This is a genomic window from Tsukamurella tyrosinosolvens (assembly GCF_900104775.1).
Classification (GTDB): domain Bacteria; phylum Actinomycetota; class Actinomycetes; order Mycobacteriales; family Mycobacteriaceae; genus Tsukamurella; species Tsukamurella tyrosinosolvens.
This window is the reverse complement of the sequence record NZ_FNSA01000003.1, coordinates 1,252,858-1,270,746: the sequence shown is the minus strand read 5'-3', so window position 1 is coordinate 1,270,746 and position 17,889 is coordinate 1,252,858. Positions and strand designations below refer to the sequence as shown.

The following is a 17,889-nucleotide window of genomic DNA, read 5'->3' as shown; positions in this document are numbered from 1 at the left end:
CGCTCAGTAGCGGTAGTGCTCCGGCTTGTACGGGCCCTCGACGTCGACGCCGATGTACTCGGCCTGCTCCTTGGTGAGCTTGGTGAGGGTGCCGCCCAGGGCCTCGACGTGGATTTTCGCGACCTTCTCGTCGAGGTGCTTCGGGAGGCGGTAGACCTCGTTGTCGTACTCGTCGGGCTTGGTCCACAGCTCGATCTGCGCGATCACCTGGTTGCTGAAGCTGTTGGACATCACGAACGACGGGTGGCCGGTCGCGTTGCCCAGGTTCAGCAGGCGGCCCTCGGAGAGCACCACGATCGACTTGCCGGTGTCGCCGAAGGTCCACTGGTCGACCTGCGGCTTGATGTTCAGGCGCACGGCGCCCGACTTCTCGAGGCCGGCCATGTCGATCTCGTTGTCGAAGTGGCCGATGTTGCCGAGGATCGCGTGATCCTTCATCGCCTTCATGTGCTCGAGCAGGATGATGTCCTTGTTGCCCGTGGAGGTGATGACGATGTCGGCGTCGCCGATGGCCTGCTCGACGGTGACCACGTCGAAGCCGTCCATGAGCGCCTGCAGCGCGTTGATGGGGTCGATCTCGGTGACCTGGACGCGCGCGCCCTGGCCGGCCAGGGACTCGGCGCAGCCCTTGCCCACGTCGCCGTAGCCGGTGATGAGGACCTTCTTGCCGCCGATCAGCACGTCGGTGCCGCGGTTGATGCCGTCGATCAGCGAGTGACGGGTGCCGTACTTGTTGTCGAACTTGCTCTTGGTGACCGAGTCGTTGACGTTGATCGCCGGGAAGGCCAGCTCGCCGGCGGCGGCGAACTGGTACAGGCGCAGCACGCCGGTGGTGGTCTCCTCTGTGACGCCCTTGACCGACTCGGCGACCTTGCTCCACTTGGTGGCGTCCTTGGCCAGCGACTCGCGCAGCAGGGCCAGGAAGACCTGGTACTCGTGGCTGTCGGCGTCCTCGTCGGTCGGCGGGACGACGCCCGCGGCCTCGAACTGCGCGCCGCGCAGCACGAGCATGGTGGCGTCGCCGCCGTCGTCGAGGATCATGTTGGCGGGCTCGTTCGGCCAGGTGAGCATCTGCTCGGCCGCCCACCAGTACTCCTCGAGGGTCTCGCCCTTCCAGGCGAAGACGGGCACGCCCTGCGGGGCCTCGACGGTGCCGTGCGGGCCCACGACGACGGCCGCGGCGGCCTCGTCCTGGGTGGAGAAGATGTTGCAGGACGCCCAGCGCACCTCGGCGCCCAGGTCCACGAGGGTCTCGATGAGCACCGCGGTCTGCACGGTCATGTGCAGCGAGCCCGAGATCCGCGCGCCCTTGAGCGGCTTGACGTCGGCGTACTCGCGACGCAGCGCCATCAGGCCCGGCATCTCGTGCTCGGCCAGGCTCAGCTGCTTGCGGCCCGCCTCCGCGAGGGAGAGGTCGGCGACCTTGAAGTCGATTCCGTTCGCCGTATCGGCGGTCAGCGTAGAAGTCACGCGGTCCAGGCTATCGCTCCTGGTGCCCGACGGTGCCGCCGCCCGGCATGCGATCGCGAAATCCGCCGAATCCCCGAAGGGATGGTGCGACGGCTACCCGAACGTCCGCCGTCGTGATTCGATCTGCTGACACAGCCCGTCGATCTGCGACAACAAGTGCTCGCGCACGGTGCCGTACGACCTCTTGTAGCCGCGCGCGACGTCGTCCACGTACGTGAGCACGTCGAGGACACTGCCAACGTCGGTGTCGATCCCCCACACCGCGATGACTTGCGTCGCGAACGGCGTCACCGAAACGGTGCCGGCGGCGTCTGCCGCCGGACCGGGCTTCTGCCACGTGGAGACCCCGCATCTCGCGAAGTCCGCTGCCTGCCAGTCGTTGTGCCGGTCGCGCGCCGCCAGCGTCTCGGCCCATGCGTCACCGGCGATGATCTCCGCACAGCTCAGGATGTGGGGGTTTGCCCGGCCATCCGTCGGCGGTCTCCAGGAGCTCGCGGTGCTCCCGGTGCAACGGCCGGCCCAGGTGCACTTCGAGCGCGGCGATGTCCGACGGTGCCGCGCCGGGGTTCGGCGATCCGGGGGCAGGGTCACCACACAGCTCGGCGAACTCGACGCGGAGGGCAGCAAGCCTTTCGACGATCTGCTGCATCGTCGGCGGGTCGAGCCGGAGGTCCCTCCCCCAGTACTTGCCGTGCGGCCCGAGCTCCTCGCCGTCGAGCCTCGTCGTCAGGTCCGCCAGCTCCTCGACGAGGTACTGCTCGAAGGATTCGTAGAAGTGGTCGCCGTGGGGCGTCATCATGAGCTGCCCGGCCCGATAGCCCTGACTGTCACGGTGCAGAAGGAAGGTCTCCCAGTAGGTTCCGTCGCTGTCGGCGATCCGAACCCAGTCGACGTCGGTCGACCAGTTCACGAGGACGTCGCCCTCGGCCAGCCGGATTCCCAATCCCTCCGTTTCACTGATCGTGCCGTGGCCGATCTCCGCGCACGAGAGCAGGCTGACGTCGCTGTTCCACTCGCTCCACCCGTCCGCGACGGCGAGGAACTCGCGATATTGCGCGGGGATGCGGTATCCCAGGCGCGCCTCAGCAGCGAGCAACTGCTCCTCCGTTGCTCCGGGATTCGGCTGCGACATCTCGTACAGGTCCGGATGGATCCGGACCAGACGCTCGCGCTGCTCCAGGAAGGCGTCGATCAGCTCCCGCCAGCGTGCTACCCCCACGTCGGTGTTCACGATGTTGAATATAGCCCACGTCTGTCCGCAGCGGACGGAATCCGAGAGCGCCGCCCATGATCACCCGGTGCCCCCGAGCCCCCGAAACGCGGAACCGCGGCGGGAGTAGGTGCTCCGGCCGCGGTTCCCAGCGTGTACCGACCGATCAGTCGGCCAGCGACTCGATGACCTCTCCGCGCTCGCGCTTGCCGAGGATCGAGTGGTTCTTCGAGTACACGAAGTAGACGATCACGCCGAGCGCCATCCAGATGAGGAACCGGACCCAGGTCTCGAGCGTCAGGTTGAACATCAGCCAGCCGCAGGCGAGGACCGACAGGATCGGCACCAGCGGGACCAGCGGGGCGGTGAAGCCGCGCTTGAGGTCGGGGCGCTGCTTGCGCAGCACGATCACGCCGACGGACACCAGGACGAACGCGAAGAGCGTGCCGATGTTGATCAGCATGGTCAGTTCCTTGAGCGGGAAGATTCCGGCGAGGAACGCGACGACGACGCCGACGCCCACCGAGATACGCACCGGCACGCCGCGGTCGGAGGTCTTCGCCAGCTGACGCGGCAGCAGGCCGTCGCGCGCCATGGCGAACAGCACGCGGTTCTGGCCCATGAGCAGCACCATGACGACGGTGGTGAGGCCGGCGAGCGCGCCGATCGAGATGATCGTCGCCGCCCAATCCACGCCGTTCAAGGAGAAGGCGTAGGCCAGGTTCTTCTCGCCACCCTCGCCGGCGCTCGTCGCGAGGTCCTTGTAGCTCGCCATGCCCGTGACGACCACGGTGACCGCGATGTAGAGAACGGTGACGATCGCGAGCGAGCCGAGGATGCCGCGCGGCACGTCGCGCTGCGGCTTCACGGTCTCCTCGGCGGAGGTCGCCACGATGTCGAAGCCGATGAACGCGAAGAATACGATGCCGGCGCCGGCGAGCACGCCGAACCAGCCGTACGACGAGCCGCTGCCGAAGATCGCCTGGAACAGCGTGGAGTCCAGGGTGACACCGGATTTCTCCCCCGGCACGGACTCGGGAACGAACGGCGAGTAGTTCGAACCCTTGATGTAGAAGGCCCCGACCACGATGACCAGCAGCACCACGGCGACCTTGATCGCGGTGATCACCGCGGACACCCGCGAGGAGACCTTCGCGCCGAAGGTCAGCAGTACCGTCAGGACGCCGACGATGAGCATCGCGCCCCAGTCGATCGTGTGCCCGCCGACCTCGACCGCCGCGGGCCCGGTGCCGAAGACCGTGCCGAGGTAGCTCGACCAGCCGCTCGCGACCGCCGCGGCGGCGATGGAGAATTCGAGCACCAGGTCCCAGCCGATGATCCACGCGACGAACTCGCCGAACGTGGCGTAGGAGAACGTGTACGCCGAACCGGCGACGGGCACCGTCGACGCGAACTCCGCGTAGCAGAGGGCCGCGAGGCCGCACGCGATCGCGGCGATGATGAACGACACCGACACCGCCGGGCCCGAGTAGTCACCGGCCGTCGAAGCGCCGATGGTGAAGATGCCGGCGCCGACGACCACGGCGACACCGAAGATCGTGAGGTCCCATGCGGTCAACTGCTTCTTGAGTCGGGTACCGACCACCTCGGTGTCGGCGATCGACTGTTCCACCGATTTGGTGCGCAGCAGTGGGTTGGCCATGCGTGCTCCTGTGTCGTCTCGGGTGTGTGACGATTCATCAAACACCACTGCGGCACCGCGGCGGGGCATTTCAGGCGTCTGCACCGACCTCCGCCAGCACCCGCCCGTCCGCCACGCGGTAGCAGCGGTCGGCGGCGGCGCGGAGCCGCGGATCGTGGGTGATCACGATGACGGTGCGGCGCACCGCGATCGACCGCAGTACGCGCGCCAGGCGCTCGGTGTTCGCCCGATCCAGTCCTGTACTCGGCTCGTCGAGGATCAGCACCGGGGTGAGTCGCCCCAGGCCGCGGGCGAGGGCGATCCGCTGCCGCTGCCCACCGGAGAGCTCCTCCCCGCCCAGGGAGGTCGGCGTCGCGTAGCCGTTTGGCAGTCGGCGCACGAACTCGTCGGCGCCCGCGAGGTCACCGGCGACGCACGGGTCGGCCCCGCTGCCGTAGGCGATGTTCGACGCGAGGGTCCCGGTGCGGATCACGGTGCGCTGCGGCACGAGCGTCACGAGCTCGCGCAGCTCCGCGCCGGCCAGGCCCGCACGGCCGCCCAGTTCGACGGTGCCCTCGGCCGGCGTCAGGCCGGCGAGGACGTGCGCGAGGGTCGACTTGCCGGAGCCGGACGGCCCGACCACGGCGGTGACGCCGCCCGGTTCGGCCGTGAACTCGGCACAGTCGAGCGCGAAGTCGCCGCGCCGCGCGCGGAGCCCCGTCACTCGCACCCGTACGCCGGGCCGCATCAGCCGGGTCCCGGCACCGTCGAGCCCGACAGCGGAGCCCCCGGACCGGGCACCGTCGGGCGACAGCGCGCGGACCGGCGCACCGAGCGGCCCCGCGAGCTCGACGAGCCGCTCCGCGCTGATCCGCGCGCCGACGAGCGCGAGCCGGCTCTCGGCGACGTCCTGCACCCGGGGATAGAGGTAGCCGAGGTAGCCGGTGAGCGCGATCAGCGCACCGTAGGTGAGGTGACCGGTGCGGACGAGCACGACGCCCGCCACCGAGACCGCGATCAACGTGACCGCCTGCGCGGAGCCGAGGACCCCGCCGAACGCCGCGTGGACGCGCGCCTCGCGCATCCGGGCGGCGAACAGCGTCGCCCCGCGGCGGTGGACGTCCGCCTGCTCGGCGTCCTCCATCGCGTGCAGGCGCACGTGCTCGACGGTGCCCGCGACCTCGGCGACGGTGGTCCCGAGCGCGGAGTGCGCGGCCCGCTCGCGCGCGGTCGCGCGCTCCTGGGCTCCCCGGAAGGCGCGGGTGAGCCCGATCAGGATCGGCACCGCGACCAGCGCGATCAGGGTCAGCTGCCAGCTCAGCCACCACGCCACGGCGATCAGCCCGCCGGTGGTGAGGACCGCGACCACGGCCTGCACCACGGAGACCGACAGCGCGGTCTCCAGCACCACGACGTCCTCCGTCAGCCGGACCACCACGTCGCCGGTGGAGAGGCGGTGGACCTCGTCCATCGGCAGCCGCAGCACGCGGGCGAGGACCTCGTCGCGCAGAGCGAGGACGGTGCCCTCGGCGGCCCGGCAGGTCGCGAGGGTCCCGGCGTAGGTGAGAAGGGCGCCGAGGAGCGTCACGCCCACCCAGGCCGTGACCCCGCGGACCGCGCCGGCGAGCGAGGCGGAATCCAGGACCGCGGTGAGCACGTCGGCCATGACCAGCACCGACGCCACCTCGACGAGGGCCGCCGCGACCAACAGTGCCAGGCCACCGACGAGGGATCGTCGGTGGCCCGGCGTGTGGGCCCACAGCAGCCGCAGCATGCTCGTGGACGTCATCGGACTCCTCGGGTCACTGCCAGACCCAGTCCCAGCGGCGGGCCTGCGGGTTCCAGCGACGCACCCGGCGGCGCTGGGGCTGCGCAGGCTTCGGCTGTCCCGGTCGCTGTCCCTGACCGTTGCCCTGTCCCGGTGCTGCCATGTGTTCATCTCCTTGCGTCGTGGCCTCGTCGGCCGTTCTTCGTTGCAAGGACCACTCTCGCGGCGCCGCCTGGGCGCACTCTGCCGTGGAGCTGGCAGTCGCATGGGAGCGGAAGTTACTCGCGGGTGTTACTGGTTGGTAGGCGAAAACTGTTGGCGTACCGGCAAGTAACACTTACCGTCGGGCCTATGACCAAGACTTTCGCGCACACCACCGATCAGACCGTCGCCCAGCTCCTCGGCATCGTCGAGGGTGGAGACGATGTGCTGCTCACGCGCGACGGCAAGCCGCTCGCCGTGCTCAGCAAGGCACAGCCCGAGGCCGTCGCCGTGGCGAACATGCAGACCTTCGACATCCCCGAGACGTTCTACGAGAACCTCGGCGGCTGCTGACCGCTGCGGTGGCCTAGTGCCCGCCCACCAGCGTGCGGAAGAACTCCGCCGCCGGTGAGTGGGCGGCCACCACGACGCCCGGATCGGACGCGGCCATCCACAGGCCGCTGCCCGCCGGCACGTCGATCGACCGGCCCGCACTGCGCACCGTCACCGTTCCCTCGGTGACGACGAGCAGCTGCGGGCCGCGTGCGTCCAGCTCCACCGACGCGGCGCGCTTGAGCGCGGTCCCGTCGAGCCGCACCCGCGAGACCCGGAACTCCGGCGCGGGCGTCGAGAACACGACCTCCGGGCCCACGGTCGCCGTGCGGGGCGCCAGGTCCGACGGTGCGCGGGGCGTGAAGTCCAGCACCCGCAGCAGCTCCGGCACGTCGACGTGCTTGGGCGTGAGCCCGCCGCGGAGCACGTTGTCGGAGTTCGCCATGACCTCCACGGCCGCGCCGCTCACGTACGCGTGCAAGTTGCCCGCCGACAGGTACAGGGCCTGTCCCGGGTCGAGCACGATCCGGTTGAGCAGCAGCGCCGCCAGCACTCCGGCGTCGTCGGGGTAGCGCTCCCCCAGCGTCAGCGCGAGCTGCGCCTCGCCCTTGAATTGCTCCGCGCCGCTCTCGAGGTAGCGCACGCAGCCGGCGAGCACCGCGGGCACCAGCACCGCGAGCGCGGGCTGCGGCAGCGTGATCCACGTCGTGACCAGCGCGCGCAGGCCCTGCGAGTCCGGCTGCCCGGCGAGCAGGCCCAGGTAGCTGTCCAGCTCCGGTACGGCCAGCACCCGCAGCAGTTCGACGGTGACTGCCGGGTCGCGGAAGCCGGCGAGGGCCTCGAACCGGCTCAGCGCGATGACGACCTCGGGTTTGTGCGCGGCGTCGCGGTAGTTGCGCTCGGGGGCGTCGAGGGGGATGCCGGCGGCGTTCTCGCGGGCGAAGCCCTCCTCGGCCTGCTCCCGCGACGGGTGGGCCTGCAGGGAGAGCGGCTCGTCGGCCGCGAGCACCTTCACCAGGTAGGGCAGGCGGTCGCCGAACTCGCCGCGGCACGCGGGGCCGAGCTGACCGTCGAGGTCGGCGCCGATCGCGGACAGCAGGTCACCGTCCGTGGCGGTGTCGGAGGCGTCGTACAGCTTGGCCGGGTCGGCGGGGTGCGCGCCGAACCACAGCTCGGCCTCGGGATGGTTGGACGGCACGTGCCGCCCCTGCATCGTCGCCAGGACCGTCCGCGAGCCCCAGGCGTACGGCCGGATGACTCCCTCGATCCGCTGCATCACGCCTCCCCCGTCAGGCGCCGGTAGACCGACGCGAGATCGAACCGTACCGCCAGTGCCAGGAGGTCCAGCGCGTCCGCGCGCGGACCCGTCGTCTCCGGCGCGCGCTCGGCGCCCTCGTCGACGGGGAGCGACTCCACGTCCGGCAGGGCGCGCAGCCGCGCCTCCACCAGCGGCGCGCGCTGCTCCGTGGTCAGGATCAGGACCCGCAGCGGCGTCTGCGCAGCGGGGCCGTCGAGGAACGGATCGTGGAACAGCGGGTCCACCGCGGCGCCCGTCTCCAGCGCGCCGCCGGACGGCGCGGACGCGAGCTCCGGCGTGGCCAGCTCGACGTCGGCGAGGCCCACCGCGGCGACGACCTGCCCGCCGAGCGTGAGCGCCTGCGACGCCGCGTGTTCCGCGACGGCGAGGCCGGGCGCGGTATCGGCGGTGAGCGCGACCCGCCGGCCCGTCATGCGGGCCGCGAGGCGCTTGGCGGGATTGGATTCGACGTCCCGATCGGGCGCGCCGCGCACGGCCTCGTCGTCGAGCGTCTCCGCGAGCGAGTGCAGGAATCCCTCCCCGGGCGCGTCGCCGCGGTCGGTGCCGGAGAGCCGGCCGAGCACGGCGAGCAGCGCGGCGGCGACGCCGACGAAGCCGAACCGCTCGGGCACGCGCAGGCGCGGCGAGAGGTCGACGGTGCGCCCCGCGGCCGCCTCGGCGACGGGGCCCTCCATGGGGACGGCGACCACGACGACGGCGCCGCGGCGCGCGGCCGTGGCGATGGCACGGGCGAGCACGAGGTCGCCCGCGTCGAAGCCGCAGACGACGACCACGTCGAGCGCCCCCACCCACGGCGGCAGCTCGGTGGAGCGGACGAGTGGGACGTCGAACCGGCCGGCGGTGAGGGCCTCGACGAAGCCGGCGGCGGCCGCCGCGGGACCCGCGCCGCAGACCACCACGACGGCGCGCGGCGTGAGGCCGTCGAGCTGGGCGAGGGCGCCCTCGTCGACGGCGCTGGCGACCGCGCGCGCCTGCGCGCCCGCGAGCGCGGCGGCACGCAGGTGCCCGCCCACGTCGGCCGCGATCAGACCCGCCGGATCATCGAGATCGGCAATCTCGGTCACGGCTTCCTCCCGTCCCATCGGCGCTGGGCCCCGCCGGCGCCGTTCCGACCGCCGGAGCACACTGCGCGATCAGGCACGTACGATCGCCAGGATCCGCTCGGTCAGCGCGCGCACCTCGTCCGTGGACGCCGCCTCGACGTTCAGCCGGAGCAGCGGCTCGGTATTGGAAGCGCGCAGGTTGAACCAGGCGCCCGAATCCAACTGTACCGTCACGCCGTCCAGTTCATCGGTGCTCTGGATTTCGTCCGCGAACGCATCGAGCACGGCGCGCGTGCGCTCGCCCTGGTCCGCCACCGTCGAGTTGATCTCCCCCGACGCCGCGTACCGGTCGTACACGCCCATCAGCTCGGAGAGGGGCTTGGACTGCTCGCCCAGCGCGGCCAGCACGTGCATCGCCGCCAGCATGCCGGAGTCGGCGCCCCAGAACTCGCGGAAGTAGTAGTGCGCGGAGTGCTCGCCGCCGAAGACGGCGCCCGTCTCGGCCATCCGGGCCTTGATGAACGAGTGGCCCACACGGGTGCGCACCGCGGTGCCGCCGTTCTCGGCGATGATCTCGGGCACCGCCTTCGACGTGATGAGATTGTGGATCACGGTGGCGCCGGGGTTCTTCGCGAGCTCCCGCTCGGCGACGAGGGCGGTCACGGCCGACGGCGAGACGGGCTCGCCCTTCTCGTCCACGACGAAGCAGCGGTCGGCGTCGCCGTCGAAGGCGAGGCCGATGTCCGCGCCCTGCTCGACCACGAACTTCTGCAGGTCGACGAGGTTCTTCGGGTCGAGCGGGTTGGCCTCGTGGTTCGGGAAGTTGCCGTCGAGCTCGAAGAACAGCGGGCGCACGTCGAGCGCTTCGACGGGGCCGAGGACCGAGGGCACGGTGAAGCCGCCCATGCCGTTGCCGGCGTCGACGGCCACGCGCAGCGGGCGCGAGCCGGACAGGTCGACGAGCTTCCGCAGGTAGTCGCCGTACTCGTCGAGGACGTCCCGCTCGGACACCCGGCCGGGGGCACCGTCGTACGACGGGACGCCGTCGGCCACCTGCTGGGTGATCTGCTGCAGACCCGTCTCCTGCCCGACCGGCTTGGCGCCGGCGCGGCAGAGCTTGATGCCGTTGTAGGCCGCGGGGTTGTGCGAGGCCGTGAACATCGCGCCGGGGCGGTCGAGCAGGCCCGACGCGAAGTACAGCTCGTCGGTGGAGGCGAGGCCGATGAGGGTGACGTTCACGCCCTGCGCCGTCAGGCCCTCGGCGAAGGCCGCGGACAGCGACGGCGACGAGTCGCGCATGTCGTGGCCGACGACGGCGTCGGTCGCGCCCTCGCCGCGGATCAGCGCGCCGAAGGCGGCGCCCACGTCACGGACGAAGCCCTCGTCGATCTGCTCCCCGACCAGGCCGCGCACGTCGTACGCCTTGATGACAGCCTGCACCGACTCCAGCGCTCGAACCACGCTCGACGACCTCCTGTGAAACGGCAGGCACGGACCCGGCGGGCCCGTGCGGACGCCCCACCCTATCGGCAAACGGGACGCGGACAGGCATCCGGCGCGAGCGACGTGACGCTTCTCGGGCGACTCTCAGTCGACGGGGTCGGGCAGCACCCGCAGATGACCGCGACGGCCGGGCCGGGCGGCGTGCTTGGGCGCCGATCCGCCGGGATGTGTCGACGGCGTGACGTTCGGACCACCGAGACCGTCGTGGACGGGGCGCATCGCGCCGATCGGCGGCAGCGAGCGCAGGGGCGCGTCGGCGGGCTCGGGTGCGTGGCGGCCCTGCTCGCGCGCGGCGCGCTCGTGGACGGTGTCGGCCAGCGCGGTGAGGTCGTCGTCGAGGGCGGCGTTGCCCACGGACGCGGCGCTGTACGCAGGCAGATTGCGGAGCATCTCCCAGCCGCGCGGCGCGGTCATGCGGGTGGCGTGGAACTCGCAGAGGTCCCAGGAGTGGGGCTCGCTCGTGGTTCCCAGCGGGCCCAACACCGCGATCGACTGGCGGTAGTCGAACGTCAGCGTCGCCACGGCGTGGTTCCTGCAGCCGGGGCGGCAGCACTGACGGACGGAGTTCACAGCAAGAAGGTTAACCCCTGGCTCGGGCGGCGCGCTCCCGACACACCGGACAGCGCCGCGCGGCGGCCGTCCGGGGCGGCTCCGCCTAGACTGAGAACACGATGAGAAGCAGGAGACGGACGCCCGAGGGCGGCGCGCAGTTGCGACGCCGTGTGGCGCGGGATCGTCGCGGCCACGGGCTGCGCGGCCCGCTGGTGCCCCGCGATCTCCCGGCGTACCGGACGCGGGCGCAGGACTTCGACGAGGTGGTGCTCGACGCGTTCGCGGAGATCGACTCGCTGTGGCACGACAAGCTGAGTGACCTGGACATCGCCGTCGACGACGTGCCGGGGATCCTGCCGCACGATCCGGACGCGGTGTCGTGGCCGGCCGAGGTGGAGGCCGACGGCCCGATTCCGTTGGCGCGCATGGTCCCGGTGGGGATCGACCGCCGCGGGAATCGCACGCGGGCGCGGCTGATCCTGTTCCGCCGCCCGCTGCAGCGTCGCGCGAAGACGGAGGCGGACCTGCTGGACGAGATCCTCGCGATCCTGGTGCATCAGATCAGCGACTACCTGGGCGTGACCGAGGAGACCCTGCTCGCCGGCCCGGACGCGCTCTGAGCGGCGGAGCCCCGGCCACGATCGATTCCTCGGCGGTGGAGGCACGCGGCCGACCGGTGCCGGAACGAAAAAGTCCGCCCGGGCGGGACTCACCGCTCGGACGGACGCGTCGTTCGGGGCGCTGTACGAACAGCGGCCGCCGCGCGACGAACGATCAGATGATGCCGCGCTTGAGCTTGCGCCGCTCACGCTCGGACAGGCCGCCCCAGATGCCGAAGCGCTCGTCCTTCTGGAGGGCGTACTCGAGGCACTCGTTGCGCACCTCGCAGCCCAGGCAGATGCGCTTGGCCTCGCGGGTGGAGCCGCCCTTCTCGGGGAAGAACGCCTCGGGATCCGTCTGCGAGCACAGTGCGCGGTCCTGCCACTGATCCTCGACGGCCTCGTAGAGTTCCTCGAAACCCGCGGGCACGACACTCAAGTGCGCGCGGCTGGACCCACCGGAGAAGCTTCCGAACGGTTCACGATGAGCGTCGATCGTCATCGGCCCGCCTCCCTCGTTGCTTTCGTGGTGTTCGATGGTCTTCCTGTCTGCATGCCCCGCGCCGGCGAAGAGATCGCCGCACTGAATGACACGGTTGTGATTACACACGCGCAAAGCTGCCACGTCAAGCTGAACCGGGAAATTAGCTAATACCACCTGGATGCCCGAATGCGAGCCCTCGACACGTGGTTGAGATGTGATCCGCGTCATATTTCACACGCGCCCGCCGACGCACCACGGGTGCGCGTCGCACCTTCGATCATGCCAGGGAATGGGGCGTTCGCGCGACCTCCTCGACGGCCGCGACCCGTCGCGGGGGCCGTCGCCCCGCGACCACTACCCTCGAAGCCGTGAAGGTGACGGTGCTGGTGGGCGGTGTCGGCGGTGCGCGGTTCCTCGAGGGCGCACGCGAGCGTTTCGGGGTGACGCCGTTCCCGGACAAGGACGGCTCCGTCCCCGACGGTGCCGGCGACCACTCCGTGACCGCAGTGGTGAACGTCGGCGACGACGCGTGGATGCACGGCGTCCGGATCTGCCCCGACCTCGACACCTGCATGTACACCCTGGGCGGCGGCATCGACACCGAGCGCGGGTGGGGCCACCGCAACGAGACCTGGCACGCGAAGGAGGAGCTCGCGAAGTACGGCGCCGACCCGGACTGGTTCGGCCTCGGCGACCGAGACCTCGCGACCCACCTCATCCGCACGCAGATGCTCTCCTCCGGGTATCCGCTCACGGATGTCACGGCGGCGCTGTGCAACCGCTGGCAGCCGGGCGTGCGCCTGCTGCCCGCGACCGACGGCCGGCACGAGACGCACGTCGTGGTCGCCGACCCCGACTCCACCGACGGCGCCAAGAAGGCCATCCACTTCCAGGAATGGTGGGTGCGGTACCGCGCCGACATCGAGACGTTCGGCTTCGCCCAGGTGGGCGGCGCCGACGGGGGCGGGTCCGGCAAGGCGCAGGCGTCGCGGGCCGCGATCGCCGCCATCGAGGAGGCCGACGTGGTCTTCCTCGCCCCGTCGAACCCGGTCGTCTCGATCGGCGCGATCCTGTCCGTCGGCGGGATCCGCGCGGCGCTGCGCACCACGAGCGCTCGCGTCGTCGGCGTCTCCCCCGTGATCGGCGGCGCCCCGCTGCGCGGCATGGCAGACCGCTGCCTGGACGTGCTCGGCATCGAGACGAGCGCCCAGGCGATCGGCGAGCACTTCGGCGCCCGGAGTGGCAACGGCATCCTCGACGGCTGGCTCGTCTCGGAGGAGGACGCGGGCGTGGCGATCGACGGCCTGCCCGTCGCCGCGGTGCCCCTGCTCATGAGCTCCCCGCAGGCGACCGCGGCGATGATCGACGCCGGCCTCGTCCTGGTGGGCCTGTGAGCACGCCCGGGCCCGATGGTCGGGCGTCGCGCCCCGAGCGCGATCACGGCGCCGCGTCGCTCGAGATCCTCCCCGTCCTCGGCGTCCCCGAGGTGACGCCGGGCGACGACGTCGCCGCCCTCCTCTCGGACGCCGCTCCCTGGCTAGCGGACGGCGACGTCGTGGTCGTCACCTCGAAGGTCTTCTCGAAGGCGGAGGGCCGGGTCCTCGAGGCACCGTCGGACCCCGAGGAGCGGGACGCCTTCCGGCGCCGCCTGATCGCCGAGGAGTCGGTGCGCGTCCTGGCGACCAAGGGCCGCACCTGGATCACCGAGAACAGGCTCGGCATCGTGCAGGCCGCGTCCGGCGTGGACGCCTCGAACGTGGCCTCCGACACCGTCGCCCTGCTGCCCGAGGATCCCGACGGCAGCGCGGCCACCGTCCGGGCCGGACTGCGCGAGCGCCTCGGCGTGGACGTCGCCGTCCTGGTCACCGACACCATGGGCCGCGCCTGGCGCAACGGCCAGACGGACGCCGCGATCGGCGCCGCCGGCATGGAGGTCCTGCACGGATACGCGGGCGCGGTCGACGCCTACGGCAACGACCTGGTGGTCACCGAGATCGCCGTCGCCGACGAGCTGGCCGCCGCCGCGGACCTCGTCAAGGGCAAGCTGGGCGGCGTTCCGGTCGCCGTGGTGCGCGGCTTCGCGGTGCGCGCGCCCGAGGCGGATTCGCCGCTCGCGACGGCCCGCGGCCTCGTGCGCCCCGGCGAGGACGACCTGTTCCACACCGGCGTCGAGCTGGCTCGCCGGCAGGGGCTGCTCGTGCGCCGCTCCATCCGCGCCTTCGCCGACGAGCCGGTGCCGGCCGAGGACGTCCGCGACGCCGTCGCGGAGGCCCTGACGGCTCCTGCGCCGCACCACACGCATCCGGTGCGGTTCGTCTGGGTGCGGGACGCGGAGCGCCGTACGGCGCTCCTGGACGCCATGAAGGAGCAATGGGCGCAGGACCTCTCCGGCGACGGGCGCACCCCCGAGTCCGTCACGAAGCGGGTGCGGCGCGGGCAGCTGCTCTACGACGCCCCGGAACTGATCCTCCCGTTCATGGTCCCCGACGGTGCCCACGCCTACCCGGACGCGCGACGGACCGCGGCCGAGGAGACGATGTTCACCGTGGCCGTCGGCGCGGCGGTGCAGTCGCTGCTCGTGGCCCTCGCCGTGCGCGGGATCGGCAGCTGCTGGGTGGGGTCGACGATCTTCGCCGCCGACACCGTCCGCGAGGTGCTGGGACTCCCCGACGACTACCGACCCGCGGGCGCGATCGCCGTCGGCTACCCGGCCGACCCGTCCGTGCTCTCGACGCCCCGGCCGCCCCTCCCGCCGGGCGACATGCTCATCGAGATACCCGCTCCCGGCGGCGCCGCACAGGCCGGCGAGCCCCCTGTTGGGCCGGAAGGACGGTAGCCGAGTGACTTTCGCGTCTCTACACGCCTCCGCGATCGACGTCCTCGCCCGGTTCGACGCCCGCACCGACGCCGACGACGCCCTGCGCCACACCGTGCTCGCCTTCCTCGACGCCCAGCCGAACGCATGCGCCCGCGCCAACGTGCCGGGCCACATCACGGCGTCGGTGGTGATCCTCAACGAGGCCCGGACCCACGTCGTCCTCACCCACCATCCGCGGGTCGGCGAGTGGCTGCAGCTGGGCGGGCACTGCGAGGACGCCGATTCGACGGTGGCCGCCGCGGCGCTCCGCGAGGGGCACGAGGAGTCGGGCCTGGCCGATCTCGTCCTCGACGCCGATCTCCTCACGCTGCACACCCACCCGATCCGCTGCTCCCTCGGCGTCCCGACCCGCCACCTGGACCTGCGCTTCCGCGCCTTCGCCGTGGGCGCCGGCACGCCGGAGCTCGCGATCAGCGACGAGTCGAACGACCTGCGCTGGTGGCCCGTCGACGCCCTGCCGGAATCCGCGGAGCACACCACCGTGGCCCACCAGGTGCGCGCCGCCCTCGCCCGCGACTGATCGCAGCGCCGCAGGACGGCCGCCGGGAGCGCCCGCACACAGCGGAACCGATCACCAGCAACTTTTCTGAGAGGTATTGCGCCTAGATCTATCAATCCGTACGCTCCGAACAATCCGTCCGGCGCACCGTCGGACCCCGCGGGCCCCGCCCGCCCGACCACGACGAGGTGGCACGAGATGTTGGCGTACGAACGATTCGGCTCGGGCGAGCCGCTGGTCCTGGTCCACGGCATCGCGCACCGCCGTCAGGCCTGGTACCCCGTGGCCGAGCGGCTCGGGGAGCACCGCGAGGTCATCCTGTTCGACCTCCCCGGCCACGGCGAGTCCCCCGCGCTCGACCTCGCGGGCCGGACGGTCCAGGAGGCCCTGCAGCAGCATCTGGAGGACCTGTTCGACGAGCTCGGGCTCGTGCGCCCGCACATCGCCGGCAACTCGCTGGGCGGCCGCATCGCGCTCGAGGCGGCGGCCAGCGGCATCGTCAGCAGCGCGACGGGGCTCTCGCCCGCGGGCTTCTGGCGCGACGAGAAGGACTTCCAGCTGATCCGCGCGCATTTCGCCGCGCTGATCACCGCGGGCCGCGTGGCGGCACCGCTCGCGCCGCTGCTCACCCGCAGCGGCATCGGCCGGCGGCTGATGCTCGCCTCGCTGATGACGCACGGCGAGCGCCTGGCCGCCGATCGCGTGCTCGGCGACCTGCAGAACATGGTCGGCGCCCGCCACACGCTCCGCGACATCATCGGCGGCGCGTTCCCGTTCGAGGCCGACATCGCCGCCGACGTCCCCATCACGATCGCGTGGGGCACGCAGGACCGCGTCCTGCTCCCGTACCAGGGCCGGCGCGCTCGCCGCCAGCTGCCGGAGGCCGAGCACATCTGGCTCCCGGGCAGCGGTCACGTCCCCATGTCCGACGATGCCGACGCCGTCGTCGAGATCATCCTCCGCGGCTCCTCGGGCGGCCTGCTCGCCCGCGCCGACGCGGCCTGACCGGACCGCGTCGCTGGGGCGTTCGTCCTGTCAGTGCGCCCGTCGCCGGCCATATGCGGCGATCTTGTACTCGGTAGCAGCTAGGGACAGCGTCAGCTCACGCATCCGGCGCCGAATGGTGTCCCGATGCTCGAGGAGCATCTCGAGCCGCTCCTCGACGGAATCCTCCCCCAGGTCGACCAGTTCGACGTAGTGCTGAAGGTCCCGCATCGGCATCCCGGACAGTCTCATTCGGGTGATGAACACCAGTCGGCGTTGCGCCTCGGCGTCATACATCCGGTGCCCGAGGGAGTCCCTATCCACGGCGATCAGACCCGCCCGCTCGTAGTACCGGATCGAGTGCGGCGAGAGTTCAAGCATGTCCGCCACTTCCGCGATCGACCGCACCGGCGGATCGTCCCCCGCATCGACGAGCCGGTGAATCGCCTCCACCGAGACCGCCCCATCGATCTCCGTGTACTCGTCCACCTCGCGGAGTACCCGCGCCATCACATCGTCGGTCGCCACCGTAGTCACGCTCCTTCACTCGGAAAGTCCGCGGATCCAGCGATGTCTCCCCACTCGCGGACACCGTCGATCGCCGCAGTGTAGGCGCGCAACAGTCGGTCCACCGCCTCGGAGCCCAATGGCAGTCGGAGCGGCACCCGCTCCGACCGGACCACGTCCCCGATGATCCGCGCCGCGCGCACAGGGTCGCCCTCCTGCTCGCCGTCCGCACTCGCCAGTCCGTTCTGAACGACTCCGACGGTGCCGGCGTAGGCGTCGGACGGTGCCGCGACCTCCAGCGAATGCGCAGTGTTGAAGCCGGTTCGGAACCGCGACGGCTCGATCAGTAGGACTCTGATACCGAACTCGGCCACCTCGGCCGCAAGCCCCTCGGACCATCCCTCCAGGGCGAACTTGCTCGCCGAGTACGCGCCCACTCCAGGAAACGACAAGCGGCCGCCCTGGCTGCTCATCTGCACGATCGTTCCCGTCCGACGGTGCCGCATCCCCGGCAGCGCCGCGCGGGTCAGCGCCGCAGCGGCGAAGAAGTTCAGCTCCAGTTGCTCCCGCAACTGCGCCATCCCCAGATCCTCCGCCGAGCCGCTGATCGCTCGCCCGACGTTGTTGACCAGGACGTCGATCCGCGACCGCGCGATCCGGTCGGCGACCCGATCCACCGCCCGCTCGTCACGCAGGTCGGCCTCGATCACGTCCAGCCGCCCCGGATGGGCGGCGACGAGATCGTGCACGGATACCCCGTCGCGGACCACCGCCGTCACGGCGTCGCCGCGCCGCAGTGCGTCCTCCACCAGGCACCGGCCGAAGCCCTGCGAAGCGCCTGTGATCAGCCAATTCGATTCTCTGTTCGTCGTCATGCTTGCGAAGCTAGGGCTTCGAG

Annotated in this window: 19 protein-coding genes and 1 pseudogene; 7 read left to right on the top strand and 13 right to left on the bottom strand. The window is 71.4% G+C overall.

Annotation, left to right across the window (positions count from 1 at the left end):
- Positions 1-3: 3 nt before the first annotated feature.
- The 6 genes from ahcY to BLW32_RS28320 form a co-directional block, all read right to left on the bottom strand.
- The gene (gene ahcY, locus BLW32_RS07785; RefSeq protein WP_068741154.1) at positions 4-1,479 is read right to left on the bottom strand and encodes an adenosylhomocysteinase; all 1,476 of its coding nucleotides are present in this window, start codon (positions 1,477-1,479) and stop codon (positions 4-6) included.
- 84 nt (positions 1,480-1,563) lie between these two features.
- Positions 1,564-1,761: a hypothetical protein gene (locus BLW32_RS07780; protein ID WP_068741153.1), complete on the bottom strand. Its 198-nt coding sequence runs from the start codon at positions 1,759-1,761 to the stop codon at positions 1,564-1,566.
- A 127-nt stretch (positions 1,762-1,888) separates the two neighbouring features.
- Complete coding sequence (locus BLW32_RS07775; RefSeq protein ID WP_074850436.1) at positions 1,889-2,701, bottom strand: SMI1/KNR4 family protein; 813 nt, start codon at positions 2,699-2,701, stop codon at positions 1,889-1,891.
- Positions 2,702-2,846: 145 nt separating this feature from the next.
- Positions 2,847-4,343, bottom strand: coding sequence for an amino acid permease (locus BLW32_RS07770; RefSeq protein WP_068741151.1), 1,497 nt, complete (start codon positions 4,341-4,343; stop codon positions 2,847-2,849).
- Between the two features lie 70 nt (positions 4,344-4,413).
- Positions 4,414-6,111: an ABC transporter ATP-binding protein gene (locus BLW32_RS07765; protein ID WP_068741150.1), complete on the bottom strand. Its 1,698-nt coding sequence runs from the start codon at positions 6,109-6,111 to the stop codon at positions 4,414-4,416.
- A 13-nt stretch (positions 6,112-6,124) separates the two neighbouring features.
- Positions 6,125-6,253 (bottom strand): hypothetical protein, encoded by a 129-nt coding sequence (locus BLW32_RS28320; RefSeq protein ID WP_255304242.1) that lies wholly within the window; start codon positions 6,251-6,253, stop codon positions 6,125-6,127.
- A 188-nt stretch (positions 6,254-6,441) separates the two neighbouring features.
- Here BLW32_RS28320 and BLW32_RS07760 point away from each other — a divergent pair, with 188 nt between their 5' ends.
- Positions 6,442-6,645 carry a hypothetical protein gene (locus BLW32_RS07760; protein WP_068524593.1) on the top strand — a complete coding sequence of 68 codons (204 nt, stop codon included), beginning with the start codon at positions 6,442-6,444 and terminating at the stop codon, positions 6,643-6,645.
- A 13-nt stretch (positions 6,646-6,658) separates the two neighbouring features.
- On the opposite strand, the gene manA is transcribed toward BLW32_RS07760, so the two are convergent.
- The 4 genes from manA to BLW32_RS07740 form a co-directional block, all read right to left on the bottom strand.
- Positions 6,659-7,900 carry a mannose-6-phosphate isomerase, class I gene (gene manA / locus BLW32_RS07755; RefSeq protein WP_068524592.1) on the bottom strand — a complete coding sequence of 414 codons (1,242 nt, stop codon included), beginning with the start codon at positions 7,898-7,900 and terminating at the stop codon, positions 6,659-6,661.
- A complete protein-coding gene (locus tag BLW32_RS07750) occupies positions 7,900-9,006 on the bottom strand; it encodes a hypothetical protein (RefSeq protein ID WP_068741149.1) in 1,107 nt (368 codons plus the stop codon). Before BLW32_RS07750 ends, manA begins: the two co-directional genes overlap by 1 nt.
- A gap of 69 nt (positions 9,007-9,075) precedes the next feature.
- The gene (locus BLW32_RS07745) at positions 9,076-10,446 is read right to left on the bottom strand and encodes a phosphomannomutase/phosphoglucomutase (protein WP_068741148.1); all 1,371 of its coding nucleotides are present in this window, start codon (positions 10,444-10,446) and stop codon (positions 9,076-9,078) included.
- 126 nt (positions 10,447-10,572) lie between these two features.
- Positions 10,573-11,058, bottom strand: a complete 486-nt coding sequence (locus BLW32_RS07740) for a DUF3499 domain-containing protein (protein ID WP_068741147.1) — start codon at positions 11,056-11,058, stop codon at positions 10,573-10,575.
- 101 nt (positions 11,059-11,159) lie between these two features.
- On the opposite strand from BLW32_RS07740, the gene BLW32_RS07735 reads away from it, so the two are divergent.
- On the top strand, positions 11,160-11,660 hold the full coding sequence (locus BLW32_RS07735) for a metallopeptidase family protein (protein WP_068524588.1): 501 nt from the start codon (positions 11,160-11,162) through the stop codon (positions 11,658-11,660).
- 154 nt (positions 11,661-11,814) lie between these two features.
- Here BLW32_RS07735 and BLW32_RS07730 read toward each other — a convergent pair whose 3' ends face one another.
- The gene (locus BLW32_RS07730; RefSeq protein ID WP_068524587.1) at positions 11,815-12,141 is read right to left on the bottom strand and encodes a WhiB family transcriptional regulator; all 327 of its coding nucleotides are present in this window, start codon (positions 12,139-12,141) and stop codon (positions 11,815-11,817) included.
- On the opposite strand from BLW32_RS07730, the gene BLW32_RS27450 reads away from it, so the two are divergent.
- The 5 genes and pseudogenes from BLW32_RS27450 to BLW32_RS07710 all read left to right on the top strand — a co-directional run bounded on the left by BLW32_RS27450 (position 12,124) and on the right by BLW32_RS07710 (position 16,505).
- Positions 12,124-12,291 carry a hypothetical protein gene (locus BLW32_RS27450; protein WP_170181061.1) on the top strand — a complete coding sequence of 56 codons (168 nt, stop codon included), beginning with the start codon at positions 12,124-12,126 and terminating at the stop codon, positions 12,289-12,291. The genes BLW32_RS07730 and BLW32_RS27450 overlap by 18 nt on opposite strands.
- A gap of 200 nt (positions 12,292-12,491) precedes the next feature.
- On the top strand, positions 12,492-13,517 hold the full coding sequence (gene cofD / locus BLW32_RS07725) for a 2-phospho-L-lactate transferase (RefSeq protein ID WP_068741146.1): 1,026 nt from the start codon (positions 12,492-12,494) through the stop codon (positions 13,515-13,517).
- Positions 13,514-14,899: pseudogene (locus BLW32_RS07720) on the top strand (coenzyme F420-0:L-glutamate ligase); the annotation flags it as partial. The gene cofD and the pseudogene BLW32_RS07720, both read left to right, overlap by 4 nt.
- A gap of 64 nt (positions 14,900-14,963) precedes the next feature.
- Positions 14,964-15,521: an NUDIX hydrolase gene (locus tag BLW32_RS07715; RefSeq protein ID WP_068524585.1), complete on the top strand. Its 558-nt coding sequence runs from the start codon at positions 14,964-14,966 to the stop codon at positions 15,519-15,521.
- 177 nt (positions 15,522-15,698) lie between these two features.
- Entirely contained in the window at positions 15,699-16,505 is an 807-nt protein-coding gene (locus BLW32_RS07710) for an alpha/beta fold hydrolase (protein WP_068741144.1), read from the top strand.
- A 30-nt stretch (positions 16,506-16,535) separates the two neighbouring features.
- Here the strand turns inward: BLW32_RS07710 and BLW32_RS07705 are convergent, their stop codons facing one another.
- Together BLW32_RS07705 and BLW32_RS07700 are read right to left on the bottom strand one after the other, a co-directional pair.
- Positions 16,536-17,012: a MerR family transcriptional regulator gene (locus BLW32_RS07705; RefSeq protein ID WP_414929953.1), complete on the bottom strand. Its 477-nt coding sequence runs from the start codon at positions 17,010-17,012 to the stop codon at positions 16,536-16,538.
- A gap of 5 nt (positions 17,013-17,017) precedes the next feature.
- Positions 17,018-17,866, bottom strand: coding sequence for an SDR family NAD(P)-dependent oxidoreductase (locus BLW32_RS07700; protein WP_068741143.1), 849 nt, complete (start codon positions 17,864-17,866; stop codon positions 17,018-17,020).
- Positions 17,867-17,889: the final 23 nt, after the last annotated feature.

Excerpts from the sequence above, each read along its gene's own strand:
- BLW32_RS07770 (WP_068741151.1), bottom strand. The coding sequence starts at position 4,343 with ATGGCCAACCCACTGCTGCGCACCAAATCGGTGGAACAGTCGATCGCC.
- BLW32_RS07765 (WP_068741150.1), bottom strand. The coding sequence starts at position 6,111 with ATGACGTCCACGAGCATGCTGCGGCTGCTGTGGGCCCACACGCCGGGC.
- BLW32_RS28320 (WP_255304242.1), bottom strand. The coding sequence starts at position 6,253 with ATGGCAGCACCGGGACAGGGCAACGGTCAGGGACAGCGACCGGGACAG.
- BLW32_RS07760 (WP_068524593.1), top strand. The coding sequence starts at position 6,442 with ATGACCAAGACTTTCGCGCACACCACCGATCAGACCGTCGCCCAGCTC.
- manA (WP_068524592.1), bottom strand. The coding sequence starts at position 7,900 with ATGCAGCGGATCGAGGGAGTCATCCGGCCGTACGCCTGGGGCTCGCGG.
- BLW32_RS07735 (WP_068524588.1), top strand. The coding sequence starts at position 11,160 with ATGAGAAGCAGGAGACGGACGCCCGAGGGCGGCGCGCAGTTGCGACGC.
- BLW32_RS27450 (WP_170181061.1), top strand. The coding sequence starts at position 12,124 with ATGAGCGTCGATCGTCATCGGCCCGCCTCCCTCGTTGCTTTCGTGGTG.
- BLW32_RS07730 (WP_068524587.1), bottom strand. The coding sequence starts at position 12,141 with ATGACGATCGACGCTCATCGTGAACCGTTCGGAAGCTTCTCCGGTGGG.
- BLW32_RS07710 (WP_068741144.1), top strand. The coding sequence starts at position 15,699 with ATGTTGGCGTACGAACGATTCGGCTCGGGCGAGCCGCTGGTCCTGGTC.
- BLW32_RS07700 (WP_068741143.1), bottom strand. The coding sequence starts at position 17,866 with ATGACGACGAACAGAGAATCGAATTGGCTGATCACAGGCGCTTCGCAG.